The following is a 5,422-nucleotide window of genomic DNA, read 5'->3' on the forward strand; positions in this document are numbered from 1 at the left end:
GGGGGTTGGGGGCGCCGTGGCCCTGGCGGGCGGTGAGGAGGCCCTTGCCGAGGCCCTTGTCCTTGCGGTAGGTGGTCAGCGAGTTGTCGAGGGACTGCATCACCAGGCCGATGATGATCCGCTCGGACCACTTACGGGCGGACAGCGAGCGCGCGAACCGCACGGGGTGGCGGGCGCAGGTGAGCACGTGCGCGAGGGCGCGTGGCAGCCGGGTGCCGTGGCGGACCTGGAGTGTGGTGAGCAGCGACATCGCGTTGGAGCCCCGGCCGTAGCGGACGGGTTCGATGTGGGTGTTCTCGTCCGGGTGGACGGAGGAGGTGATGGCGACGCCCCTGGTGAAGTCCAGGGTGGCGTCCTTGCCGTACTTGCGGCGGTAGCGGCGGGGGACGGTCTGGGCGCCGACGAGTGCTTCGGAGTTGGTCCGGGTGAGCATGCCGAGCCGCCGGGAGAGGCGGGGCAGCCGGCCCTCGTCGCGCATGCGGTGCAGCAGGGTCTGGGTGCCGTAGGTGCCGGCGGCGAGGACGACGCGTTCGGCGGTGAGGACACGGGCGCGGGCGCGGCGGCGGTTGGTGGGCACGGTGCTGACGGTGTATCCGCCGCCCTCGCTCTCGGGGCGTTCGGTGACGGCGGTGACGGTGGTCATCGGGCGGACTTCGACACCGGCGCGTTCGGCGAGGTAGAGGTAGTTCTCGTTGAGGGTGTTCTTGGCGCCCCAGCGGCAGCCGGTCATGCACTCGCCGCACTCCCGGCAGGCGTGCCGTTCCGGGCCGGCGCCGCCGAAGTACGGGTCCGGCGCGGCTTCGCCGGGTGCGGCCCTGGTGTTCCCGTCGGCGTCCTGGCCGTCGCCGAAGAAGACCCCGACGGGCGCCAGGTGGAAGGTGTCGCCGACGCCCATCTTCTCGGCGGCGGCCTTCAGATGGACGTCGGCGGGGGTGACGGTCGGGTTGAGCCGGACGCCGAGCATGCGCCGCGCCTGGTCGTAGTAGGGGCGCAACTCCTCCTGCCAGTCGGTGATGTGGCCCCACTGGCGGTCGCGGAAGAACGGCTCGGGCGGCTCGTAGAGCGTGTTGGCGTAGTTGAGGGAGCCGCCGCCCACGCCGGCGCCGGCGAGGATCATCACATTGTTCAGCAGGTGGATGCGTTGCAGGCCGTAGAGGCCGAGGGCCGGCGCCCACAGGTAGTTGCGCAGGTCCCAGCTGTTGCGGGGGAGGGTCTGCCGGGTGAAGCGGCGGCCCGCCTCCAGGACGGCGACGCGGTAGCCCTTCTCGGCGAGGCGCAGGGCCGAGACGGAGCCGCCGAAGCCGGAGCCGACGACGACGACGTCGAACTCGTCGGGGCCCGGGCGGCCGCCGGTCCGGGTGGTCCCGGTGGCGGTGTCGGGGGTGCCGGCGGGCTGGTTGAGCGTGGGGTCGGCCGCCCGGTGCCGGGTGGGCTCGTCCTGTGACACGGTGACCTCCGGGAGGAGTGCGACGCGGTGGGTGGGCCGCGTGGGACGGGGTCGGCGCCGGCGCACCGGGCGGGTGGCGGAGGCGTGTGCCGGGGGCGGTCGCGGGGGCGGTCGCGCCCCGGCACACGTCGTGCGGCGTCAGCGGAAGCGGAACGCCTTGAGCGCCTTGAGGGAGCGGGTCATGAAGTCGGCGTAGCCCTCCTGGTCCATGCCGAGGGACGGCGCCATGGGCAGCAGTCGCTGGTGGGCGACGGTCTGCGCCTCGGTGTACTTGAGGATGCCCTCGGAGCCGTGGCGGCGGCCGAGGCCGGAGTCGCCCATGCCGCCCATCGGGGCCTGCACGCTGCCGTAGGCGGGGGCGTAGCCCTCGTTGATGTTGACGGTGCCGGTGCGGATGCGGGCGGCGAGGGCCCGGGCCCGGCGCGGACTGGTGGACCAGACGCTGGCGTTCAGGCCGTAGGGGGTGGCGTTGGCGAGGGCCAGCGCCTCCTCCTCGTCGCTGAAGCGGTAGACGGAGACGACCGGTCCGAACGTCTCCTCCGCGCAGACGGCCATCGGCGCGGAGACGCCCTCCAGGATCGTCGGCTCGTAGAACAGCGGGCCGAGGTCGGGGCGCGGGCGGCCGCCGGCGAGTACCGTCGCGCCCTTCTCGACGGCCTCGTCGACGTGCCGGGTGACGTTGTCGAGCTGCGCCCGGGAGACGAGTGAGCCCATGTCGGCGCCGTAGGCGAGGGCCGAGCCGAGCCGCATGGCCTTCGTGCGGGCGACGAACCGTTCGAGGAAGGCGTCGGCCACCGCCTCGTGCACGTACAGGCGCTCGATGGAGATGCACAGTTGGCCGGCGCTGGAGAAGCAGCCCCGCACGGCGCCGGCGGCGGCCTTGTCCGGGTCGGCGTCGTCGAGCACGATCATCGCGTTCTTGCCGCCGAGTTCGAGCGAGCAGCCGACAAGGCGGGCGGCGGCGCGCTGGGCGACGGCGCGGCCGGTGGCGGTGGAGCCGGTGAAGGACACGTAGTCGCCGCGGTCGACGACCTCGGGGCCGATGACCGGGCCGTCGCCGAGCACGATCTGCCAGACGTCCTCGGGGAGGCCGGCCTCGATCAGCAGCCGGCGCGCCCACATGGCGGTCAGCGCGGTCTCGGTGTCCGGCTTCATCACGACGGCGTTGCCCGCGACGAAGGCCGGCAGCGCGTCGCCGACGGAGAGTTCGAGCGGGTAGTTCCACGGGGCGATCTGGGCGACCACGCCGCGCGGGTGGCGCAGTTCCCGGACGTGGGTCAGCAGCGGCACGGCGCCCTGGTGGCGCCTCGGGCGCAGGTAGGCGGGCGCCTTGCGGCCGTAGTGCCGGGCGGCGATGCTCACCGCCTGGATCTCCTCGTGGGCATGCAGCCGGGCCTTGCCGGTCTCCAGCTGGATGAGGTCGAGCACCTCGCGCTGGCGTTCCAGCACCAGGTCGTGGAAGCGCAGCAGGACGGCGGCGCGGCGGCGGACCGGGACGCGCTCCCAGTCGCGCTGTGCGCGCCGGGCGCGCCGGAAGGCCCGCTCGACGTCCTCGGGGGTCGCCTCGGGCAGGTCGGCGAGCTTCTGTCCGGTGAACGGGGTGTGGCAGGCGGTGGTGCCGCTGCCGGCGACTCCGGCGGTCAGTCGGGCGACGAGTTCCGGGGTGACCACGTCGGCGGCGGTGCGGCCGTCCGCCGCGGCCGTGGTGGAGGGGACCGGCTGGCTGTCGAGCGTGTCCGTCATAGCGCAGAGCGTAGGCGGCGCCGAACGGCTTGGGTACCCACGGGTAACACTTTTCGCGAAATCCCGCCAGCGATCACTGGCGCGGACAGCCCCCGCCGCCGGGCTTTCCTCCGGCCCGTTCACTTCTCCGGACGGAAGGAGCCGATCAGCCGTTCGTAGATCCTCCTCCCCTCGTCGTGGGCCGCGCCCGGCTCGGCGGGAAACCGCAACTGCACCCGCCAGAGCCGGTCGCCGCCACCGCCGTGGAAGAAGTACAGGCGCTGATCCCTCGGCGCGTCGTCATCGCTTTCCGACGGCCGGGAGGTCATGGAGACCTCCGCGCCGCCCAGCGCGCCGTAGTCCTTGACGTAACTGTTGCCCGACACATCCTTGAGGTCGTTGCCCGTCGCGTTCTCCTTGAGGCCGTCCAGGTGCTCCTCCGCGGCACGCAACGGCTCCTCCTGCGCTTCCTGGAGCAGCCAGACCTGGATGTCGTAGATACCGTCCGGCGAGGTGAACCACAGCCAGGTGCGGCCGTCCTCCGCCTCACCCTTCCTGCGGTCGAAGTCCGCCGGCACCTCGAGGGTCGCGGCGACGGTCTTCTCCGTGCGTTGTTGCCAGCCGTCCGGCTCCTTCGCGGTGAACGGGTCGAGCAGGGCGAGCAGCAGGGCGAGAACGACCAGCGCGGCGCCGCCCACGGCGGCAAAACGGGCGGGGCGGCTACGGCGCAGCAGCGCGACCAGGTTGCTGTGCGCGGGGTTGCTGTGCGCGGAGCCGCCGGGGAGCTGCGGCAGGCGGGCCGGCGCCGCCGCCACCTCGGCCAGGACTTCCCGGATCTCCTCCACGGGCGGCCGGGCGGACGGCTCCTTCCGCAGCAGGCCCATGATCAGCCCGCCGAGCGGGCCTCTCGCCCGGCTCGGGGCCGGCGGTTCGGCGGAGAGCACCGCCTGGAGGGTGGCCGGCGTGCCGTTGCGGCGGAAGGGCGACAGGCCCTCCACGGCCGCGTACAGCAGCACGCCGAGCGACCAGAGGTCGGAGGCGGGCCCGGGGCGCTGGCCCAGCACGCGTTCCGGCGCCACGTACTCGGGGGAGCCGACAAACGCGCCCGTCTCGGTCAGCGGTCGCTCGCCTTCCACGCGGGCGATGCCGAAGTCCGTCAGCACCACCCGGTCGTGTGCGCCGAGCAACACGTTGTCCGGCTTCACGTCGCGGTGCAGCACCCCGCGCCGGTGGGCGGCGTCCAGCGCGCCGAGTACGGCGAGTCCGATCCTGGCGGCCTCCGGTTCGCCCAGCGTTCCTTCGGCGATCACGTCGCCCAGCGAACGCCCGTCGACGAGTTCCATGACGATCCACGGCCGGCCGTCGTCCAGCACGACGTCGTGGACGGTGACGACCGAAGGGTGGTCGATCTTCGCCGCCGCCCGCGCCTCGCGGCGCAGCCGTTCGAAGAACGACGCCCGGCTCTCCTCGTCGAGGTGCTCCGGCGGGCGGGGTTCCTTGATCGCGACGTCCCGTTCGACGACCTCGTCGAAGGCCCGCCAGACCGTTCCCATACCGCCGTGGCCCAGTCGCCCCACCAGCCGGTACCGGCCCCCGATCCGCCGTACGTCAGCGGCTTCCCTGGACACCTGGGTGGGTACGTGGCCGGCGTTCGCGACCGGTGGCTGCAGGCCGTAGCTCGTCGGCTCCACGGGCCGATCCCCCTCGTTGGACATGCGTCCATCACTATCGCGCCGGACCCTGGACGCGCCAACCGGTTGGCCGAAACGACGCCTTCGGGGTTGCCGGCCGTTGTGCCGTGTGCCTCACGGGGCGAGGGAGAAGTAGTTCTCCTCCTCCTGGGCGAAGTGCAGGCGCAGCACGGTGTTCAGGCCGTAGAGGCAGGCGCGCAGATCGTCGAGTTGCTCGGGCGCCAGGCGGCCGTCGGCGCGGGCCAGCCGGAGGTGGGTGGCGACGCGGCGGGAGAGGCGGTCGATCTCGGCGTGGGCGCGGCTCATGGTGGCGGTGGCCTCCGGTCCGCCGAGGGTGGGGGCCAGCGCCGGGTAGAGCTGCTGCTCCTCGGCGTGCTCGTGGGGCAGCAGGCGTTCGGTGAGCAGGCGGTGCGCCTCCTCCACCGCCGCCAGCGCCGTCGGGCCGGGGCTGCCGGAGAGCCGGTCGGCGGCGGCCCGTACGGAGTCGAGGACGTCCTGGAGGTCGTCGTGTTCGGCGGCGAAGCGGTGGACGAGCGCCTCGGCGGTGGGGGTGAGGGTCGGG

Annotated in this window: 4 protein-coding genes; all 4 read right to left on the bottom strand. The window is 73.4% G+C overall.

Translation table 11 applies throughout. The features are described 5' to 3' along the window. The coding region (locus GL263_RS20510) for an FAD-dependent oxidoreductase (protein ID WP_182857200.1) at positions 1-1,447 on the bottom strand (1,447 nt) is incomplete at its 3' end. A 138-nt stretch (positions 1,448-1,585) separates the two neighbouring features. Continuing rightward, positions 1,586-3,190 (bottom strand): succinic semialdehyde dehydrogenase, encoded by a 1,605-nt coding sequence (locus GL263_RS20515; RefSeq protein WP_182857201.1) that lies wholly within the window; start codon positions 3,188-3,190, stop codon positions 1,586-1,588. A gap of 119 nt (positions 3,191-3,309) precedes the next feature. Next, positions 3,310-4,884, bottom strand: a complete 1,575-nt coding sequence (locus GL263_RS20520) for a serine/threonine-protein kinase (protein ID WP_182857202.1) — start codon at positions 4,882-4,884, stop codon at positions 3,310-3,312. 90 nt (positions 4,885-4,974) lie between these two features. Next, on the bottom strand, positions 4,975-5,422 hold a 448-nt coding region (locus GL263_RS20525), incomplete at its 5' end, for a hemerythrin domain-containing protein (RefSeq protein ID WP_182857203.1).

The sequence above is a fragment of the Streptomyces durbertensis genome (genome assembly GCF_014156695.1).
Classification (GTDB): domain Bacteria; phylum Actinomycetota; class Actinomycetes; order Streptomycetales; family Streptomycetaceae; genus Streptomyces; species Streptomyces durbertensis.